At 65.9% G+C, this 19,833-nt stretch carries 10 protein-coding genes; 3 read left to right on the forward strand and 7 right to left on the reverse strand.

Annotation, left to right across the window (positions count from 1 at the left end; genetic code table 11):
* Window positions 1–76: 76 nt before the first annotated feature.
* From ACFP1K_RS21425 to ACFP1K_RS21445, 5 genes are all read right to left on the reverse strand, one after another.
* The gene (locus tag ACFP1K_RS21425) at window positions 77–4,210 is read right to left on the reverse strand and encodes an Eco57I restriction-modification methylase domain-containing protein (RefSeq protein WP_380756043.1); all 4,134 of its coding nucleotides are present in this window, start codon (window positions 4,208–4,210) and stop codon (window positions 77–79) included.
* Window positions 4,207–7,347, reverse strand: coding sequence for a DISARM system SNF2-like helicase DrmD (drmD, locus tag ACFP1K_RS21430; RefSeq protein WP_380756045.1), 3,141 nt, complete (start codon window positions 7,345–7,347; stop codon window positions 4,207–4,209). Before drmD ends, ACFP1K_RS21425 begins: the two co-directional genes overlap by 4 nt.
* 460 nt (window positions 7,348–7,807) lie before the next feature.
* Entirely contained in the window at window positions 7,808–8,311 is a 504-nt protein-coding gene (locus ACFP1K_RS21435) for a hypothetical protein (RefSeq protein WP_380756047.1), read from the reverse strand.
* A gap of 257 nt (window positions 8,312–8,568) precedes the next feature.
* A complete protein-coding gene (locus ACFP1K_RS21440) occupies window positions 8,569–8,721 on the reverse strand; it encodes a hypothetical protein (protein ID WP_380756049.1) in 153 nt (50 codons plus the stop codon).
* A 66-nt stretch (window positions 8,722–8,787) separates the two neighbouring features.
* Window positions 8,788–9,030, reverse strand: coding sequence for a hypothetical protein (locus ACFP1K_RS21445; RefSeq protein WP_380756051.1), 243 nt, complete (start codon window positions 9,028–9,030; stop codon window positions 8,788–8,790).
* 453 nt (window positions 9,031–9,483) lie between these two features.
* Between ACFP1K_RS21445 and ACFP1K_RS21450 the strand changes: the two genes are divergently transcribed.
* Both ACFP1K_RS21450 and ACFP1K_RS21455 read left to right on the forward strand, forming a co-directional pair.
* Complete coding sequence (locus ACFP1K_RS21450) at window positions 9,484–10,023, forward strand: NYN domain-containing protein (protein ID WP_380756053.1); 540 nt, start codon at window positions 9,484–9,486, stop codon at window positions 10,021–10,023.
* Between the two features lie 145 nt (window positions 10,024–10,168).
* Window positions 10,169–13,561 (forward strand): DEAD/DEAH box helicase, encoded by a 3,393-nt coding sequence (locus tag ACFP1K_RS21455; protein WP_380756055.1) that lies wholly within the window; start codon window positions 10,169–10,171, stop codon window positions 13,559–13,561.
* Here ACFP1K_RS21455 and ACFP1K_RS21460 read toward each other — a convergent pair.
* Complete coding sequence (locus ACFP1K_RS21460) at window positions 13,479–15,137, reverse strand: Hsp70 family protein (protein ID WP_380756057.1); 1,659 nt, start codon at window positions 15,135–15,137, stop codon at window positions 13,479–13,481. The genes ACFP1K_RS21455 and ACFP1K_RS21460 overlap by 83 nt on opposite strands.
* 142 nt (window positions 15,138–15,279) lie before the next feature.
* Window positions 15,280–17,346 carry a hypothetical protein gene (locus ACFP1K_RS21465; RefSeq protein ID WP_380756059.1) on the reverse strand — a complete coding sequence of 689 codons (2,067 nt, stop codon included), beginning with the start codon at window positions 17,344–17,346 and terminating at the stop codon, window positions 15,280–15,282.
* A 290-nt stretch (window positions 17,347–17,636) separates the two neighbouring features.
* Between ACFP1K_RS21465 and ACFP1K_RS21470 the strand changes: the two genes are divergently transcribed.
* The gene (locus ACFP1K_RS21470; RefSeq protein ID WP_380756061.1) at window positions 17,637–19,808 is read left to right on the forward strand and encodes an N-6 DNA methylase; all 2,172 of its coding nucleotides are present in this window, start codon (window positions 17,637–17,639) and stop codon (window positions 19,806–19,808) included.
* The last annotated feature ends 25 nt before the right edge of the window (window positions 19,809–19,833 follow it).

Genomic DNA, 19,833 nt, shown 5'->3' on the forward strand with positions numbered 1-19,833 from the left:
CTCACCAATCGTGGAGAACCGCCGAGCCCCCCGACCACGGCCGTGAACCACCTGCGTGCCTTGCGTACCTACCCGCTCACTCCAGCAACGTCTCCTGTATGGAGCCATCCGCCATCGGCTGCTTCTTCGCGGCCTTAGGCGCCCTCTTCTTGGCCCCCTTACCGTGCAGCCCCTGGGCGATCTCTTCCGCGTATCGCTCATGGTTCAACTCCAGCAGCCGATCCACCAGCTCATGACGGGCGTAGGCGCCGACGGTATAGCGCGTCTCCCGCCCGAGATCGTGATGCCCATGGTCGAGCTGGGCGATCAGGTCGTCCCAGCCGTAAGCCCGGCAGACCGCCTCATCGATTGCCCGGTGAATAGCGCGAAGCTTAGCGATGCCGTCATCCCCGCAAGCGGGATCATGGAAAAGATTATAGGTGTCAGTCAATCCAATCCCTCTCCCTCCGCTCTCGTGCGACATTATTTCACGTCTACAGGTATCGAGGAGATCTCCACACCCTCGCATCTCTTCGGTGAATCTAGGAAACGGAAATGTCTCGAACTTGTCTGAAGGTGCATATCTCGGAGTCGTTGACAGAGAAGATGCGCCGCCGGTAGTAGCCCACACATGGTGATGGCTTCCGCTGAGGATGGCAAGCATCGCAGGGTCTTGCGAGGCAAACACAGCACACCCATGCGAGTAGACGACTCCGGCAGGAGCGAATGTAGGCATTAGATGCTTACTATGGAGTGTCATGGCGATCACTCGCTCAAGACCTTGGATCGCTTTTTCCAGGCCCCTACGGTAGTCGGCGTAACGCCACCAATACTTGCGGTGGGCCTCCCTGTTCTTCAACTCCCTCTCAGGCCTTACCTTTTCAATTATGCGCTCAAAGCACAGGGTATAAGTCCGAGCTTGCTCCAAACCCCAGTCCCTGAAGTTGATGATGTAGCTGCTGGCAGCAACTGGCGATGACTGGTTAAGCTCGTTACCTCGTATGTATGGGAAGATAACCTGCTCGTTGCGGCCGTCTGCCGCCAATAGATTCACAACCTCTTCACGGGTCAAAATAAACCCGGAACCCTTAATGTCATGACCAACAAATGCTAGGCCCATGCTGCTGTACAGCTTGTTCCGCGCATCTTGCACGCTAGATGCGCTCTCGAGAGATGGGGAGATCCTTGCAACAGCCACACCGTCTAGCATTCGCAGCACAGAATCGTGAATTTTAGCGAGCGTGGTCCAGATGGCACAGTAGCGGAGTGCTGCGCTCCGCGTGGGCCATTTCTCACTCTTGATCGCGCCTCGAAGTTCGACTCCACGAGACACCAATTGACGAAGTCCCGTCTCCATGACATCGCCTTGCGCCAAGGTGTCAGTAGCAATTAACCCCCCCTGGCCATTTCTATTTAGAATAGCGTGCGCTCTGAGCACGAAGTAGGCAACAAGGTCTGCGCGACCATTGCCTCGGTCAGCTATGACATTCGTTAGATACTTGCGGTAAGAGTTGCCATGGATCGGCGCAATCTTAGGCCCACCCAAGAAGGGGGGATTGCCTATGACAGCGTCAAATCCTGGACCGTACGGTCGCAGGCTCTCATCATCATCGAAGACCTCAGGAAATAATAATGGCCAATGAATTGGCTGACGACCGAAACTACCATTTGCCTGATCGGTTTCCAACCAAATTTTTCGCTGTTCCCTAGCTTCCACCTCAGCCGTGGCGGAACCTTCAGTAATGCGGCGGACGAAGTCAGCCGCCCTGATCGAACCATCCCGCAGACCAGCATCACCCCGGCCCCCGAGGGCTAGCGCCGCACCGATCGCGAGGTCCGCAAACAGGCGGCTCTGAGACGTCATGAGCTCCGCCTCAGCCAGCAGGCTGCGCTTATGAGCTAGCGCTTTAAGTGGTTGATCGCCCAGCGGAATATTAGTCAACATCCGCCTTTCGGCCGCGACCCGATGGGCTATATCACGAGCACCTAAGGCGAAATTCCGTAGCGCTCGCTTCTCATGGATTTCCTGGCCCTTGCACGGGTCCATGTGCATAACCTCAAGTTGTTCCAGAGAAGTAATCCCCAGAAGCGCATCGCCAGCAATTAGTCTGTCGTCTACGAAGGTGAAGGGGCGGGCGGTATCCATGGAGACGAGCCAGAGGGAAAGCTTGGCCATTTCGACGGCCATGGGATTGATGTCGACGCCGTACAGGCAGTGCTCGATGATCTGGCGGCGGGCCTCGATGACCAGGGGGTCGGCGTCGGCGTCAGCCGTACGCTCTCCTGCTGCATCGAGGTACACCAGTGCCTTCTCTTCGCCTTGCTCGGACCAGGCTTCGACGAGCTTGTCCCCTAGGTAACGAGCGGCGGCGACGAGGAAGGCGGCCGAGCCCATCGCGATGTCGGCGATCTTCAGCTTGAGGATGTCTTCGGCGCTACGCAGCTTCCACTCTGTCTTGTCGGCCGTCTGGAGCGGGCCGGGAGAGAAGACCAGCGGCTCCAGGGCGCCCTCGACCACCTGCTCCGCGAGAAAGCGTGGCGTGTAGTGCGTCCCGGTGTTCTTGCGCAGCGCCGACTCGGTGACGTATAACGCGCCGGACAGGATGACCACCGGCAGGCCGCGCAGATCCTCCCGGATGATGCTGAAGAAGGGAAGCAACCGCCGGGCCAGCTCGGCATCGCCGCCGGTCACCGCGAGCAGCTTGCGCGTGGCCTCCAGAGTAGCCGCGTCGTCCAGCGAGGCCAGTCGCTTCCGTAGCGCGGCAGACGAGCCGATGCCGGAGTCCTTGTACCGCTCCGCAAGCTCCTCGGCCAGTGTCTCCACGATCGGGTCGTGGCCCGGCATCGGTGCCGTGTAGATCCGCTGGGAGACCTCGGCCGCGACCCCCCTCGCGAGCTTCTCCAGGTCGGTGAGCTCGACCTCGTCCTCCTTGCCGGCCTTGCCGACCAGGCCAACGACCGTGTCGGCGGCGCGGAAGCCCTCGTAGGAGAGCAGGCCCTCGTAGACGTAGCCGATCTGTTCGACGTCCAGGGAGCGGAAGGTCAGCTTGCGGCGCTCGCGGTTCTTGCCGCTGCCCACCTCGACGTACTGCACGGCGCGCAGCATGTGCAGCACCGTGCGGTCGTCGATGGTCAGCGGCATCCAGGCGTCCGCGTCGGGGTCGAACATGGAGCCGTCGTGGGGGTGCATGGTGAGCCGGGGGTGGTCCACGCCGCTGTGCACGGCGCGGAACAGGGCGAGCAGCCGGTGCCAGGACGCCTGGGTGTTCTCCAGTTCGTCCTCGCTGCCCTCCGTCGCTCTCTGCTCCAGCTCGGAGCAGAGCCTTCCGGCCGAGTACGCGGCGGCGTAGATCTCGTTGTCCGAGGGGAGCAGCCGGCGCTCCTCGGCGAAGAGCAGGAAGACGATCCGCATCATGACGGTGACGGCGCCGCGGTAGACCTCGTGCGCGCTGATGTCGTTCGAGACGCCGGCCCGGCCGATGGCGGCGACGAGCAGTTCGACGGCCTGCCGCACCTGTACGCCTAGGGCCTCGGTGATGTCTTCCTGGCTGTCCAGGCTGGCGTTGAGCAGCGCGGGTAACCGCTCGCGGTCCGGGACCTCGAAGAACCGGCCGATGGTGAGCAGGGAGACGAAGGCTCGCAGCACCTCACGTTCGGCGGACTCCGGCCATGGGATCGCGTCGAACACCGCCGTGGTGGTGACCCCTCCGCGCGGCGCCCAGACCAGTGCCCACCAGCGGCCGTCGGTGACCAGGCCGAGCTCGACGCCGTGATGGCGGCAGAGCTGCGCGACACGGTCGACCGGGGTCGCGGCCCAGGCGGACGACTTCATGCGGGCGGCCGGGTGGCCAGATGTGATCATGCCGAGTACCCGGACGCTGTCCGGTTTCGCCTCCTCGCCGGGAACGGCGAGGGCGAAGGAAGGGGTGACGGTCGTGTCGTGCTCGAGCACGTCCATCGCCAGGTGGCCGAGACCGTGGTTGAGCCCTCCCATGTGGACGGCGTCCCCCCAGCGGAGCAAGTCGCGCAGCACGTACTCGACCCAGTCGCGTCGGCTGCCGCCCTTCTGCCAGGCGGCGTGCGCGAGCCGGAGCCCTTCGAGTTCCTTCTTGCCGATCGCGTCGAGCGTCGGCCAGGCGGTGCGCAGCACGGGAAGGCTGAGGAACGGGCCGGACACCTCGACCAGGCTGAGCCAGTCCGTGTGGCTGAACTCGCGGACGTGGTATCTCATCGGGTCGCCTCCCGCCTCGGCACGACGAAGACCACGGCGACCGGGAACCGGTGCGGTTGGGGGTCTCGGTAACGGGCCGCGATGACCGCGAGCTCACGGTCACGCTCCTCGGCGAGGTGGGACACACGTTCCTCCCAGGATTTGCGGTCCTTGCGGTACTGCTCCAGCTCTTCTTTGCTCTTGGCGATCTCGCTCCGGCTGAACAGGGCGTCCTCCTCGTGGTCGCCCTCGGCGAGCTTGGCGCGCAGCGTGGCCGCGAACCGGTCGAGGTTGTCGACGAGACGGGTCTGCTCGGACTCCATGCGCTGGGCGAGCTTGCGGTCGAGCTGGTCACGCAGCTGCTCGGCCCGCCAGTCGATGGACTGGAGCAGGGGGCCGCGGATCCGCTCCCACGCCTCCGCGAGCCGGCCGCGTACCGGAGCGGACGCCGGCGTGCCTTCGGAGAGCGCGCGGCCGAGTATGCCGCCGAGCGTGCTCAGGTTCTCCAGGCGGCGGTAGCGTCCGGTCTCGGGAACCCAGCCGCCCGCGTGCAGCACCTCCTCGTGCAGCCGGACGCCGTCCGCGCCGACCAGAAGGAAGCGGGAGTACGCACCGACCAGCGTGGTCTCCAGCGCGGGGTCGTCGCTGACGACGGCGGTGACCCGGTGCAGCCCGATCTCGCTGCTGGAGACGGCGGCACGCAGCAGCCGGGTGGACATGGCCACGAGGGGATGGCCCAGGTGAGCGAGCACCACGTCGTCCCGGACCCGGCCTTCGGGATCGAAGGTCGCGGCCGAGTCGAAAGTGATCGGCCGCTGGCGGGGCGTTTCGTCCTTCTTCGTGGCCTTGGCCAGTAAGCCAGCGCTGGCACGTGCCCACGAGCCGGTCAGCGGCGGGACGTCCAAGAGCCCTTCGGTGAGGTGCTTCTCGTCCAGGTGCGGCTTCAGCGGCTGCTGGCGGGCCAGGTCGAGGGCGGTGTCCACGGCACGCTTCACGTTGGCGGGCGTGATGCCGAGGAGTTCGACCGTGGTGTCCAGGTTGGCGCGCAGCTTCTGGACCTGCTCGCCGACGTTGGTCTCGACCGGGATGGTGCCCTTCTTGCCCGCACGTTCCACGTCGTAGTCGGTGATGTCATGCAGCATGCGCTTCTGGACGGCCGCCGCGAGCACGGCGTTGACCGAGCCGAGGTCCTCCTCCATGCGCGCGACCTTGTTCGCCACCCGGGAGAGGAACTCCAGGTCTGCCTCGTAGGAATCGACGGACCTTTCCCAGCCGGTGCCGACGAAGTGGCGGATGTCGGGTGTCTGCTTCTGTCCCCACCGGTCGACGCGGCCGATGCGCTGCTCAAGCTTGTTGGGGTTGAACGGAATGTCGTAGTTGACCAGTCTGTGGCAGTAGTTCTGCAGGTCGATGCCTTCGCTGGCCGCGTCGGTGGCGACCAGGATGCGCACCTTGTGTTCACTCGGGTCCTTCTGGAAGGCCACCCGCAGCCGCTCGCGCTCCTCGGCGGAGATGCCGCCGTGCAGCACCTCCAGCCGGTCGTCCCCGGCGATCCCTTCCTGGCGGAGCAGCTCCACCAGCCACCTCTGCGTGTCGCGGTACTCAGTGAAGACGACGACCCGGTCGTTCGTCCACCGCCCGCCCGGCCGGCACACCGCCTTGAGGTAGGTGATCAGCTCGCGGGCCTTGGCGTCCGGGGCGGCCTGATAGTCCTGCGCCCAGCCGCGCATACGGTTGAGCAGCGCGATTTCCGCATCGGTGGCCACGCCCTGGAGCGGGGCGGCGGTGCCTATCGCGTCGTCCTCCGCCACCGCCAGGGCCTCGTCGTCCAGGGTGGCCGTGGTCTCGTAGAGCTCGTCGAAGAAGTAATCGTCGTCGTACTCGGCTTTGGCGTAGGGAACGGCCCTCGTGCCGGTCGCCGTTTCGAGGTAGACGCCGAGAGTGTGCTCGAACGCCGCGGGGCTGGAGAACAGCCGCTTCTTCAGCAGGAGGGTGACCAGGTCGGCGGCCCTGCGTCCCCTGCGGCTCGCATTGAGCCTGGCGCGGCGCAGCGTGGCGAACTCGGTCAGCAGGGCGTGCACCTGCCGCTCGTCCTCGGGATATTCGACGGGAATGGCGTGTGCCTCCCGGTCGAGGAACCGCTTGGAGCCGTCGGCGTTGACGATGTGCCGCTTGAGCCGGCGGACCACCGTCTCCTTCATCGCGGCCCTGTCGGGATCGACGCCACGAGCGAACCGCTGGTTGTCGAGGATCTCCAGCAGCGCGGTGAACGACGCCTGGTAGCCGTTGTGCGGGGTGGCGGACAGGAACAGCCGGTGGGTGAAGTGCGGGGCGAGCCTGCGGATCAGCTTGGTCTGCTGGGAGTCCACCGCGTACACCTGCTTGGGCGCGGCGGGTGCGATGTGGTGGGCCTCGTCCAGGATGAGCAGGTCGAAGCGTCGCTCCAGGCCGGACGGGTCGAGCACCTCGTCCAGCAGCCGCTGAGCCTTCTGGCCGCGCAGCCAGGGCAGGCTGACGATGGTCAGCGGGTGGACCGAGAAGGGGTTGGCGGCGCTGCCGTGGGTGCGGCGGACGACGGCGCAGCGTTCGGTGTCGACGATGGTGAAGTCCAGGCCGAACTTGTCGGCCATCTCGTCCTGCCATTTCAGCACTAGCCCGGCCGGGCAGACGATCATGATTCTGCGTGCCCTGTTGCGCAGGAGCAGCTCCTGGGCGACGAGTCCCGCCTCGATGGTCTTGCCGAGGCCGACGTCGTCGGCCAGAAGGAGGTTCACCCGCGGCGCGTCCAGCGCCCTGGCGACGGGCTCAAGCTGGTAGTCCTCGATGGCCACGCCGGACCGGAACGGCGCCTGCAGGGTCTTCACGTCGGCGCTGGTCACCGCCGACCATCTGATGGCGTCGAGAAAGGCCGCCAGCCGCTCAGGCGAGTCGAACCCGTCGGCGGCGACCTCCGGTAACGAACCGCTGGGCAGGATGCGTCGGCCCGGCTCGATCTCCCAGATGACGTCCAGCGTCTCGCCGTACCGACCGTCCTCGACACTCTGCAGCCTGACCAGGGTGCTGGCCTCACCGGGCTCGGACTCGCCGACCACCCACCGCTGTCCGCGGACCGCTACCAGAGCGCCGGTAATCGGCCGCTCGGACGGCGCAATCGTCACTGTTTCTCCTCGTCAACGGCATAGCACCGGCCCTCGGGTCGGCAAGCTTCCGCCACGAGCGAGACGTTCCCCCGAATCAGTCTCGACGGGGCATTTCATGACAAACCACACTTCACATCGAAGACGCGTTCTCTTCGATGTGTACCGCACCCTAAGGTCGGAGGCCGACAACTGTCTACGAGTAGGAGAAATTATGTGCACTCGATTCACAGCTAGCAATGCTGACATGGGCCCTATGCTGCCATCGTCATCCAGCGCCTAAAGGTCCCTACGCCCATTACAGGACTCTCGACACCCGAAGAAGGTTTACCCGCCACGCGACTCACTCGACCTCAGCGCAGGTAGCGGTCATGCGGCAACCGCCCGGCAGGGCCAAGGACAGAAGGTGGCCCCCGTCGGCATCAACATCTCCGGCGACACCGGGTGCGTGAAGATCCCGGACGCGTAGACCGGTACGGCTTCACGCCGCGAGTTCCGCGCGCAGATGGTCGCGGAACTCGCGAACCGCCATGATGCCGGTGTACAGGTCGAGGTCGCGATCGAACCTTCTGATGAAGTCGACCGTGCGAGGAGACGTCAGCGCCTTGATGGCGGAAATGGCGGGGCGGCCGGCATCCAAGGCCTGCTCCACTTCCTCCAGTCGCAGGTACGCGTCGGCGGCATGTACTCGGTTGATCTGTGCGGAGCGCAGGAATCGGTCCTGGAACTTGGTCACGGCCACCTCGGCATTCGCCAGCGCCCTGCCGTGATCACCAAGAAGGCGCCAGCAGTTACCGGACTCCGCGCGTAGTTCCGTCTCCTCGTACCATGCCGTCCACGCCGGAGCTTCGTCCATGGCTCCCCGCGCATGCACCCACTCGGCCTCGCCGAGCAAGTGCTCGACCCGCTTGACGGCATGCCGATCCCCGGATTCGGAGGGGTTGGCCCGAAAGGCGGTAGCCCAGACCTCCTTGACCAGCACCATGGCCATGACCCGTGGCGGGGCCCCACACGAGTCACCGTATCGGCTGCAGCGCGGGCAAGACACAACGCCTAATCCGCCCAGTCGAGGTGAATGGCCTGCTGTGTCAGTGCGCCGAGCACCCATACCCCCAAGCAGCGGGTCGTTGCCGACCTTCGCGAACGTGAGTGCCTGACCGAAGTGCTGCTGTGCCTGCCCATGGCGGTTGACATCGTATGCGGTCCCGCCCGCCATCCAGCTCATGCCCGCCGCCGCACTCATCAGCTCCGCGCCCACCCTGTCGTCGTAGCGCCCATGGAGAAGCGGGGTGACGTTGCTTTGAGGTAACGCAGCACCACCGGGCGGACCAGGCCCGTGCCGAACTGGTGATCCATCTGGCCGAACGCCTGCCGGGCCTCATTGATACGCTGCACGTCCGCCCTGCCGGACCCGGCGTGCGCGGTCGATGCGGCGGAGGGTTCGTACGTTCAGGACGTCAGTCACTCGCCCAGCGCGGCCGGGACGAACGGCAGCGTGGCCAGCAGGTGACGGCGGGACCCATCCATCTCGAACCTCCACAACAGGTCGGCCAACTTCACCGTAGCCTCCAGCGATCCACCCACACAGTCCACCAGCGGCCAGCAAGGTGTCTCCACGAAGGCCCACCCCTCCACCCACCGCTCCACCTCGATCGCCTCGACACCGAACACCGCGGCCATCCGCCCCCGATGCCGGGCCCGCACCCCTGCTCCCCGCGCTCCCACCGCGCCCACGTCGTCGGCGACACCCCACCGCCTCAGCCGCCGCCTCCTGGCTCAGCCCCTTACGCCGCCGCGCCCTGACCAGCTCCGGACGGCCGGCCCCTGTCCCGTACCCTCACGACAGGACCCTTGGTAATCATCCAACCACTTGTTGTGACGACGATTACCACCTACCTCGGTCCCATGCCAAGCCCTTCCAGTCAAACGACCAGGGATCGACCAATTCCGGCGTACGACATGCCACGCCCGTGATCAACGCGCCTGCGACGCCGTTCCGCTCACTCCCCCGGCGGCCTTTCCTGCTGTGCACCGTCATCGACAACGAACGGAGCACCATCATGCCCCCGTCGGCCCCTCCGCTTTACGCGTGCATTAAGTCCACATATGCCGTAATGGAGGTGAGTGCACACGAACCCCGATGAAAGGACGCGTATCGTGATCACCCCCGTCACGCATCTGGACGAGTTCCGCGCCCACACGTCGCGAATCAGTCGCCGGTCCCGTTGGCTGGAACGCCAGGGATCGCTGCGGCGTGGCCGGGCGATGCATCTGATCGACATCGAGAATCTTGTCGGCTCTGCCCGCCCAACGAGCTGCGAGGTCCGGGAGGTCATGACGATCTATGAATCGCTAGTCCCCATAGGAGCAAGGGACCATCACGTCGTGGCCGTCAACCACACCGCTCTTCTGACGGTGGGGATCGCGTTCCGCGGCGTGCGTCTGCTCGCGCGCTCCGGTCCCGACGGCGCCGATCGGGCACTGGTAGAGGCGGCGTTCGAAGACCGCATCGACCTGCGGTTCGAGCGCGTGGTCATCGGCTCGGGCGACGCCTACTTCACCCGTCTCGCCGCCTGGCTCACCCAAGCCGGTCTACAGGTGACGGTCGCCTCCCGTCGCCGCTCCCTCAGCCGCCACCTGGCCGACGCCACCCCTGACGTCATCTGCCTCGAACCACACGCCATTCACGCCGCCTGACACACCGGCACCGGGTGCCGCCGGGACTGTCGGCGGCACCCGGTGTTGCGGATTCACAACAAGATGCCCCTCCCCCCGCTTCACGCAGCCCAACCGAAGGGCCTGCGCGTCTAAAGACGACCTAATCACCTGAAGCGGAGCTGCCATGGCGGAAGACGACCTGCGCTACCGACCCTCGACTCGGGAGCTGGACTGGCTGAAGGAGTTCCGCCCCCAGTCCTGCCTGGTGGTAGGCAACCCACCGAACGGCACCCGGGGTGCCCTGAAGGCCGTCGCCCCCGACGTACGTAGCATCCGGCACACCCCGAAGACCACAGGGCTACACCGCGGCGTCTACGCCGTTGAGAGCGATGGAGCATGGCACGCCATCGTGGTCCTCGCGGGAAGGGACCCGGTTTCGGCGGAGAGCGACCGGCGCCGCTACATCGAGGACGGACACCTGCTGGCCGCCTGGGCCGTCCAGCAGCGGGAGTGGGAGGGGGCACCGCGGCTCGCGGGTGACCCCAGATTCGGCATCGGCGAGATGGTCCGGCCCAAAGGGATCAGCGCGGTCGGTTCCGTCAGCGGGGTCAGAGCGGTGAGCGGCGGTCACCTGTACGAGGTCGACATCCGGGGTGAGGTGAAGAGCTTCACGGAAAAGGCTCTCGTGCGGGTCGAGGGAGACCCCAGCAAGCCGGCGTTCTGGCTCTCACAGTCTCCCGCGAACGCGGACGGGCTGTCGATGACGCTCACGTGGACCAAGCTCGAACATCCGCTGACCGACACGCTCTACTCCTTCGCGTCGAGCAAGACGGTGTTCCGGGCCTACCAGTTCAAGCCAGTGCTCAAGATCCTCACCGGCTCCTCCGGACGGATCCTGGTCGCCGACGAGGTGGGACTGGGCAAGACGATCGAAGCTGGACTGATATGGAGTGAACTCGAGCAGCGCCGCAGGCTCGACCGCGTCCTGGTGGTCGCCCCGTCGGTGCTCAGATATAAGTGGCAGGCGGAGATGCGGCGACGCTTCGACCGCGAACTCGAGCTCCTGAAGCCATCCCATCTGGAGGCCTTCGCGGAGAGCTGGGAGCGGGGAGACCAGCCGCCTCTGCGAGGCGTCATCTCCCTGGAGTCCCTTCGCGGAGCCGACAGGGTGCTTTCCCAGCTCACCACCGTACAGCCGCGCTTCGACCTCGTCATCATCGACGAGGCGCACTACATGCGTAACCACGAGAGTAAATCTCACGCGCTCGGGCAACTTCTGTCCGACTGGACGGACTATCTCGTTCTGCTGTCCGCGACCCCGCTCAACCTCGGGAACGACGATCTGTACAACCTGATGGGCCTGCTCGATCCTGAGCATTTCAACGACCGAAGCACCTTCGAGGGCCAGCTCCGCCCGAACGAGATCCTCAACGGGGTGGCGAGGTCACTCCTGTCCAACAAAGAACCGCGGACGCTGCTCACCGACCTCGATCGGTTGAATGGCCTGCCTTTTGGACGCGACATCACCGACCGGCCGGACTACGCGCTGCTGCGCGGCCTGATCGACGTGGACCGAGCGCTCACGCACGAGGAGAAGGCGCGAGCGCGACGCTATCTCACCGATCTGAACGTTCTCAGCGGCGTGCTCACCCGCACCCGCAAGGCCGACGTACCAGACCAGAAGGCGGTCCGTGAGCCACGGAACATTGACGTGCGGTGGACCACTGAAGAGAGCGACTACTACGAGGCGGTCTACAAGTGGGCCTGGGAACGTGCGTCCCACATGGGCGTTCCACCCGGTTTCGTCATGCAAATGCCTCTCCGGCAGGCGGCCAGTTGCATCCCAGCGTCTCAGGCGGTGTTGCGGCGACACGACCCGAGTCTGTTCGGCGCGGAGATCGACGACATCGACGAAGAGGACCAGGACGATGTCGACCTCCACGGCTTACTGGAGTACTCGGCACGACTCACGCCGGTACGGGTCGACACCAAGTACGCCTGCCTCCTGGAGGAGCTCGAGAATCTCCGTACCCGCGGCATCGGTCAGATGATGATCTTTTCCTTCTTCCGCGGCACCCTCTCGTATCTGGAGCGACGGCTCAGCGAACACTTCACCGTCGCCAAGATGGACGGCAGCGTGGACCCCGAGGACCGCGAAGTGATCATGAGGGACTTCCGGGACGGCGCCTTCGAGATCCTGCTACTGAGCGAGGTGGGATCCGAGGGCCTCGACTTCGAGTTCTGCAACGTCCTCGTCAACTACGACCTGCCCTGGAACCCGATGAGGGTGGAGCAGCGGATCGGCCGTCTCGACCGATTCGGCCAGCAGCACGAGAAGATCTTCATTTACAACATGCGCGTGCCCGGCACGATCGAGACCGATATCTTCCAACGGCTCTACGACCGCATCGGCATCTTCCAAAACTCGGTCGGGGAGCTGGAGCCGATTCTCCGGGACAACTACTCGAGGCTCCTCGATCCCACGCTCAGCGCCGAGCAGAAGGAGGAGCAGATCGAGCGCATTGCCGTCGCGGCCCGGCAGCGCGACCACGACGCCGAGGAACTCCAGGCTTCCCGATCTCTGCTGTCAGGCCTGGACAGCCTTCTCGTGGAGGGCTTCACGGCAAATGGCCCCGGTAACGGCCGCTTCGTCGGCGCATCCGAGATCCGAAGGGTGATCGACGAACTCTTCCGCAGATACGGTGCACGACGCACCGAGCCGGATGATCGGGGAATCTTCCACATCATCGGTTCGGCGCGGCTCGCTGCCAGACTGCGGTCGAGCACCATGGAGGCCACCGGCACCAGATACTCCGTCCACAAGCTGGCCGCGTGCCTTCAGGACGGCACTCGCATCGCGTGCACCTTCGAGCCGGAGACCGCCAGCAAGTACGACACGGACCTGCTCTCGGCCCGGCATCCGCTGGTCAAGCTGGCTCTGGCCGTGTTGCGCCAGGAGAACCTCGCCCTGCCACGGTTCGGCTCGGTAACCGTTCCCGGCCTGTCCGCGGGGAGCCGCTATCTGATGACCGTCGACCTGGCCGAGTCCGGTGGCCTGCGGCCACAGCTGGAGCTCTGGGTCACGGCGATCGACCCCGAAACGTACGAGGTGTCCGAGGAAGCGGGAGAAGCACTACTCGGTGCACTGGCCGAGGGCACCATGGGCGACGGCGAACCCATCGTGCCGAAAAATCTGCACGATGTCTGGGAAGCGGCCAAGGACCACGCCGCCGAGAGGTTGATCACGACCGAAGGGACCCGCCAGCAGGAGAATGAGGCGCTCGTCGACGGACGCATCCGTGCCAGGGAGAGCACCATCGACCTGCAGATCCACAAGAGCCTGGACCTGTTGCGGGTGCTGATGGACGCCGGCATCCGCCGCCTGCACGAGGGACGTCTGCGCAACCTGCGAGCGGACCGTCAGGCCGTCCGGGACGGGCTGAGCGGCCACAAGGCACTCAGCGTCTCCCTGACCCCGGTAGCGGTCGCCCTGGTCACCGCCCGGGCGGAGCCCAGTCCTTCTGCGCGTATCCCCACTGGTCGTCGCCCCCTGAGTGCTTCTCCGGCACGCGATTGAGCACCAGTTCAGCGAAGTCGCGTCCGCGGATGACCGGCCAGCGGTCCACACGGATGTACTGGCTGTGGCCGGATCCGTCCTTGATGATGATCCGGCCATCGCTGTACATCCTGAACAGCACCTGGTCACCGAACCGGAGCGGCAGACCGTCGACCAGCTTTCCGTCAAGTCTCATGCGCACGTATTCGCCGGAGATCGACCGAACGCGGAGGCGTCCTGCCCCCCGGCTCGGGGCGGGAAAGTCCCGTCCACACTTTTCGTAATACAGGGAGCTCAGCACCCACGCCTGCCACCCCTCATAGAGGGGTGTGTGCGCCGCATAGAGGGTCTCCTGGCGCGGCCTGCCAGCCTCCTCCCATTCGACCACGAAGTCGAAGCCCGGCCGGTGCAGGTTGAGCCTCTCGTAATCCGACGTGTTCGCGAGTCCGGCGACGATCGCCTCGTCCGCGGGGACTCCCACGCTGTCGAATACCTGGGCCTGGGGGAACAGGCCACCTATTCTCCTGGCCACATAGGGGACACGGCTCATGCCGCCGACCAGAACGACATAGTCGATCTCCCACGCGAGCTTCACCGGGGACAGCGCACGCAGCTCGACGGGCGAGTGTCTGCCCGCCTCGCCGTTGCGCCTGAGCGCCTGCTCGGTCATCTTCGCCTCGCGGACGGCCGCCCAGACGAGCCGCTCCGCGACGTCCATCTGCGGGCTGAAAGCCTCTTCCAACTGTTCCCGGAGGTAGGTGAGCACCGGAAGCCGTCCCATGCCGCGGAACACGATCTGGTACCGGTCCACCTCCGAAAGCCGGATCTTGGCTTCCCGTGCCTCTCTCAGCAGCACGGCTTTCGCCCGTTCGGGATAGGGCATGTCGTCGAGGTGGAAACCCCGGCTCGCGAGCTCGTCACCGAACGTCCGCGCGATGGCCGTATCGAGCGTGTCACCCGCCTGGGAGGTGCCGACGGCCGAGAGTACCGAGATCTCGGGGTTCGCCCCTCCCACGATGTCGAGCACGGCGATGTCAAGGGTGCCGCCGCCCATGTCGAAGACGAGCAGCCTTCCTTCCGGCCGCTCGTTGTACCGGAGGAATCTGTCGTTGACCCAGGCCACGCCCGCCGCGATGGGTTCGTCGATGAGCGCGGATCCGGCGACCGGCATGCCCGCCTTCTCGGCCAGTCTCACGAGACGTGTTCGCTGCTCTCCGGTCCACATGGCCGGACAGCCGAGGCGGAACTCCTGTCCGGTGTCGAGTGGATGCCCGGCCGTCGCGGCACGCTTGGCGATCTCGGCGAGGACGGCCACGATGACCTCGTCGGGGTCCACCTGTCTGCCACCGGCCGAGACCGTCTCCTGGTTTTCGGTGATCGCGCGTTTCACCGAGCGTATGACATGGTCGGGTCCCAGATCATCGGCGTCCTCACCCACCAGCAAGGAGGGACCGCGGTACCCTGCGAGCGAGGGAAGCCAGGGTGTGCTGCGGCCCAGCGGAACGATCTCGACGGGCAGCCTGCCTGTTTGCTCCGCGACGAGCGAGGTCGATGTTCCGAAATCGACACCGATCGCGCGTTGTACCGTTCCCGCCACCGGTCCACCTCCAGTGCTGACGCCTACGGAATACGTCGAGAACCGGCGTGTCCCCAAAGCCAGATTCAGGACTGGGTGAACAAGCTAGAGGGTACGAGTGACAATTTGATTACTGGCGAGAATTTATCGACGTATGTCGCTTTTAGGTAGGCTCAATGAGTGCCTTCTGCAGGAGCACTTCCTCATCGGAGGAAGACCAGCGATAACCGGGACGCATTACCCTCACCCGCGTACCGAGCTCAGGAAATCCCACCAAGGGCTCGTGCAGGGCTGGATCGAAGGCGGCTGCGTCACCGACCCGGCCGATCGGTTCCAGTCCTTGGCCTCCGACCAGGCCGTGCACCCGCTCCACGACGAGATCGGGATCCGTCCCGCCGGCGGACAGTTCCTCGATCTCCGCCGCGAGGTCGGCCAGGGCACGGATCACGTCTATCTTGACTTGTCGCTCCTGGGCACCGCGCAACGCTATGGCGTGCCCATGGGCGCCCCGCAGGTCCTGTTCCAAGCGCGCGCACCGCTCCTCCAGCTCCCCGGCCCGGCGCTCGGCCGCCTCGGCCAGATCGATCGCGGCTCTGGCTTCATCCGCGGCCCTGCTGAGCTCACGGCGCATGACCTCAAGGCGCGCACGGCCACTCAGAGCGTCTGCCCACCCTTCCACGACCAGATCTTGAGTCGCCACCCGCCGGAAGGCGTCGGCGACGGAAGGCGCCGGAAGATGCTCGGCGAGCACCGCCGGAAGGCCGAGGAAGATGCTCAATCTCGTGCGCGTCGTAACATCAGCCAGTTCCCTTACGAGGAGGGGCCCGACGATCCTGCCGATGACCGTGGGACATGATAGGAGCTGCCGGAGAGCGCCTTGGGCGCACCCACTGAGATCTTGCACCGTCACCCCACTCCACCACCGGTCCTCGGCGATGTCATCGGGGCTCAGTCTGCCGACAGCCGCCATGAGAGCCGCACGGCCGCCGTTGTCGGTCAGGGGCAACGGGCGCACGACGCGTGCGAGCAGAGCCATGTCGACGGGGCCGCTCAGCGGCTTCCGGAGCACCCTGGCGAACAAGTGACCGGCCACGTCCAAGGCTTCGAGTTCGGACTTCTGCGGATCCGCCGACAGGTGGAGCGCCAACTCCGCGATGGTGGACGGCACCACGTCCGGCAGTCGCAGAGAGGAGGCGACGCGCCTCATCAGCCATGCGGCGGCGACGCGCATAGATGGCAGGGGTTTGGGAGCCTTGCGGAGTTCCTCCGTCGCCGACCGTACGATCGCGTCGAGGACCGCGGGACCAAGACGGTCCAGAACCTCCTGCGTGTCGAGGGTGCCGAGCGGTCTGGGAGCGGCCAACAGGAGGGCCTGTATCAGCTGAAACTCTTGCCGGTCAGCGGTCGCCAGCAGGGTGTCGATCGCCGAGTCCTCGAGCTTCCCCAGCCCGATCCCCGCGCGCAGCGGCCTGCCCGCATACGACTCCAGGGGATCCGTCGGCTTGCCACCCAGCATCTCGGCCAGGGTCTCACGTACAGACGGTGTCGAGACCAAGGGCGTGCTCGTATCGGGAGCAGGCATCCGCTTGGCGGAGACGTCTTGCCCGTGCATACGCCGGGATGGTGTCCGGGTGCTCGTCAATGAAGGGGAAGCCTCCGCCGACTGCACCGCTACATCCTTTTCGTCCTGGCCTTCGACCGGGAAGGAAACGTCGGCCTGAGCGATCTCTTCCGCCGATTCCGAAGAGGGGGCCTGCGCAACCTCACCGGCCTCCTTGTCGACCGCTGCCTCTTCAGCGGGCCCGGCCCATCGGTAGACACCCACTTTGCCGATCTTTTGAACGTAGACGTCGGCCGACGCGGACAACTTGGGCTGTGCGGACTCCCATGCCTTATCGACAGCAACCTTCTCAAGACCTAGTTCGACGAGTTGTTCCTTGATCACCACGGCCTTGAGCGCTTTGCCGGACTCGCGCAGGAATTCGACGATGAAACCGAGCGGGTCAGCAGTGAATCGTTCGGCAAGCGCTGCGCGGTCCACAAGCGACCTATGGCGCAGCGTGCCGACGACCGCCAGGAGGGTCTGCGTACCGAGCCGTACATCCTCAACCGACCCGTCGTCATCCCAGCGCACCGTGGCGACAGTGCCGCTACGGGACAGCACCGTACCCACTCGCGTCTTCTCATCGGTGTGCTGCGGCCTGCGTACCGCGACTTCGGCTCGATCCACGGCTGTTAACTGTAAAGCCACGTAGGCCACACCGTTGTTGCCAAGAGTGAAAGACAAAGGCGAGGCAACCCGACAGCGGTAGCACCGCCCGGCCTTGGGGCGCCTCTTCACACGCTGCCGATTCGCACACATCCAGTAGCTCTGTGTACAAAGTCAAACGATGCCACTCGCATGCTGGCGGGGGCGCGCCCATCGCAGATAGCGTGAGGTCAGCGATCCGGACTCCGCGTCTCGCGGCCGGAACCGCGAAATCATCCCCAGCGTCGTGCAACGACCGTACAAGGAGTGCAATGCCTGATTCCGTCGATGCGCCGGTCTCCGTCACGTTGGCGGAGATCGCGAGGCTCGCCGGAGTGGGGCGTGCCGCGGTCAGCAACTGGCGGCGGCGGCATGAGAGCTTTCCGGCGCCGGTCGGCGGAACGGACACCAGCCCGCAGTTCGCTCTGCCCCAGGTGGAGGGGTGGCTACGACGGCAGGGCAAGTTGCCCACCGGATTTCGCGGGCGCGATCGGTTGTGGCCGCAGTTCGAGGCGCTCGGGGACCGGGACGCGATGGGCCGGGCGATCGTCGCCGCCGGTTCGCGATTCAGCCCCGGCCGACTCTCCTCACCCAGCGCCGACAGCTATACGTCGATTGCCTCACTCGGCGGTGAGCTGAGCGAGGCGCAACGGGCGCTGGTGGACCAAGCCGTGGAGGTGGCGAGGCAGGACGGTTCCTACGAGACCTTCGAGTTCCTGCTGCGCAGGTGGCTGGAAACGCACGTACGGCAGATCCCCGCGACGCCCGCGCCACTAGCGGAACTGATGACCGAGATCGTCGAGCTGTTCCGGGACGGCCACGAGAGGTTCATACGAACTGTTCTAGATCCCGCGTGCGGCGTCGGATCCTTGTTGGCAGCGGCGGCCACGCGCTGGCGCGAGAAGGTCCGAGTGGACGGCGGCGCTGTCCTGACGCTCCTTGGGCAGGAGTCCGATGCGGCGATGGCCGCTTTGGCGGCCACTCGCCTGTCCCTCGCTCTCCTCAGGGACGAACCGAAAGCCACGCAGGACGATCAGCAGGTGGACGTCCAGCCCGGCGACGCGCTACGGGCCGAAGCGCACGGTGATGCACGCGCTGATGTGGTGCTGTGCAATCCGCCGTTCAACGAACGTGACTGGGGATACGAGGAGCTCTCGGCTGACCCCCGCTGGACCTACGGCCTGCCGCCGCGGACCGAATCAGAGCTCGCCTGGGTGCAACTAGCGCTCGCCCGTTTGGCCCCCGGAGGCACGGCGGTGCTGCTGCTTCCCCCCGGAGTGGCTTCACGCAAGGCCGGGCGCCGGATTCGCACTAATCTGCTGCGGACGGGTGCCCTGCGCTCCGTGATCGCCTTGCCTCCTGGCAGCGCACCGCCGCACGGCATCACCCTACATTTGTGGGTGCTGCGTGCCCCGGCCGAAGACGGTGTCGTCGACGCCGACGCGAGCGTACTGTTCGTCGACGCCGCATCCGAGCGGAGCGGAGTGGCGGCCACCTCCGGCGGAAGACCCGGTATCGACTGGCCGGCCCTGCATGACGATGTGCTGACCGCGCTCCGCGCCAACCTGGACGGCGAAGGCCCTTCTTCCTCCCGCGACCCATACTTCGACAGTGACCGCGAGGACGAGGTGTGTGATGTCGTCTCGGTGCCGGTGCTCGACCTGCTGGACGACGAGGTGGATCTCACCCCAGCGAGACGCGTGCCCGCCGCCGCCAGTGCGGCCGGTCTGGCCCTACGCCGCTCCTGGACGCGGTTCAATACTCTGCTGAACGAGGTGCGTGATCTCGGCTCGATGCTATCCCGGCTCGACCTCGGAGCCGGCAATGACACCGCGCCCGGCGCTGTGACCGTGGGAGACCTGGTCAAGAGGGGGGCATTGACCCTACGCGCCGGCCAGCAACCCCCTGAGGGCAGGGTGCGCGGTGGTGAGGCGCCACCGGGTGCGGTGCCGGTGTTCACCGTGCCGGACGTGCTGCTCGGTGCCCATCCGTCGGGATGGATGCCCGCCGAGGAAGTGGCCGAGGGCGAGGCGGGCGACGCCCTCACTGTGACGGTGCCGGACGACGTCGTCGTCACGGGTGTGCACCGGGCGTTCGGCGCATGGGTCGACAGCGACGCTCCAACCGTCCTCGGGCCACAGATGTATGCGCTCCGCGTCGACCCTGCCGCACTCGACCCGTGGTTCGTGGCCGGATGCCTGCGGGCTCCCGCCAACGCGCGGCGGGCCGGCACTCATGCATCCGTTTCCGCGCGCATCGACGTCCGCCGGCTCCAGGTGCTCATGCTGCCGCTCGCCGAGCAACGGGCCTATGCCGAGACCTTCCGGCGGATCGCCGCCTTCGACGAGGCGCTGCGGGAAGCGGCGGTTGTAGGCAAGGCGCTGGTGGACGGGCTGAGTGACGGCCTGGCCGCCGGACGCCCGGCCCGGGAGGGCAGGTGGTGAGCCGTCCGTCCCGAGGACCTGCGAA

The sequence above is a fragment of the Sphaerisporangium aureirubrum genome (genome assembly GCF_042658925.1).
Lineage (GTDB): Bacteria > Actinomycetota > Actinomycetes > Streptosporangiales > Streptosporangiaceae > Sphaerisporangium > Sphaerisporangium aureirubrum.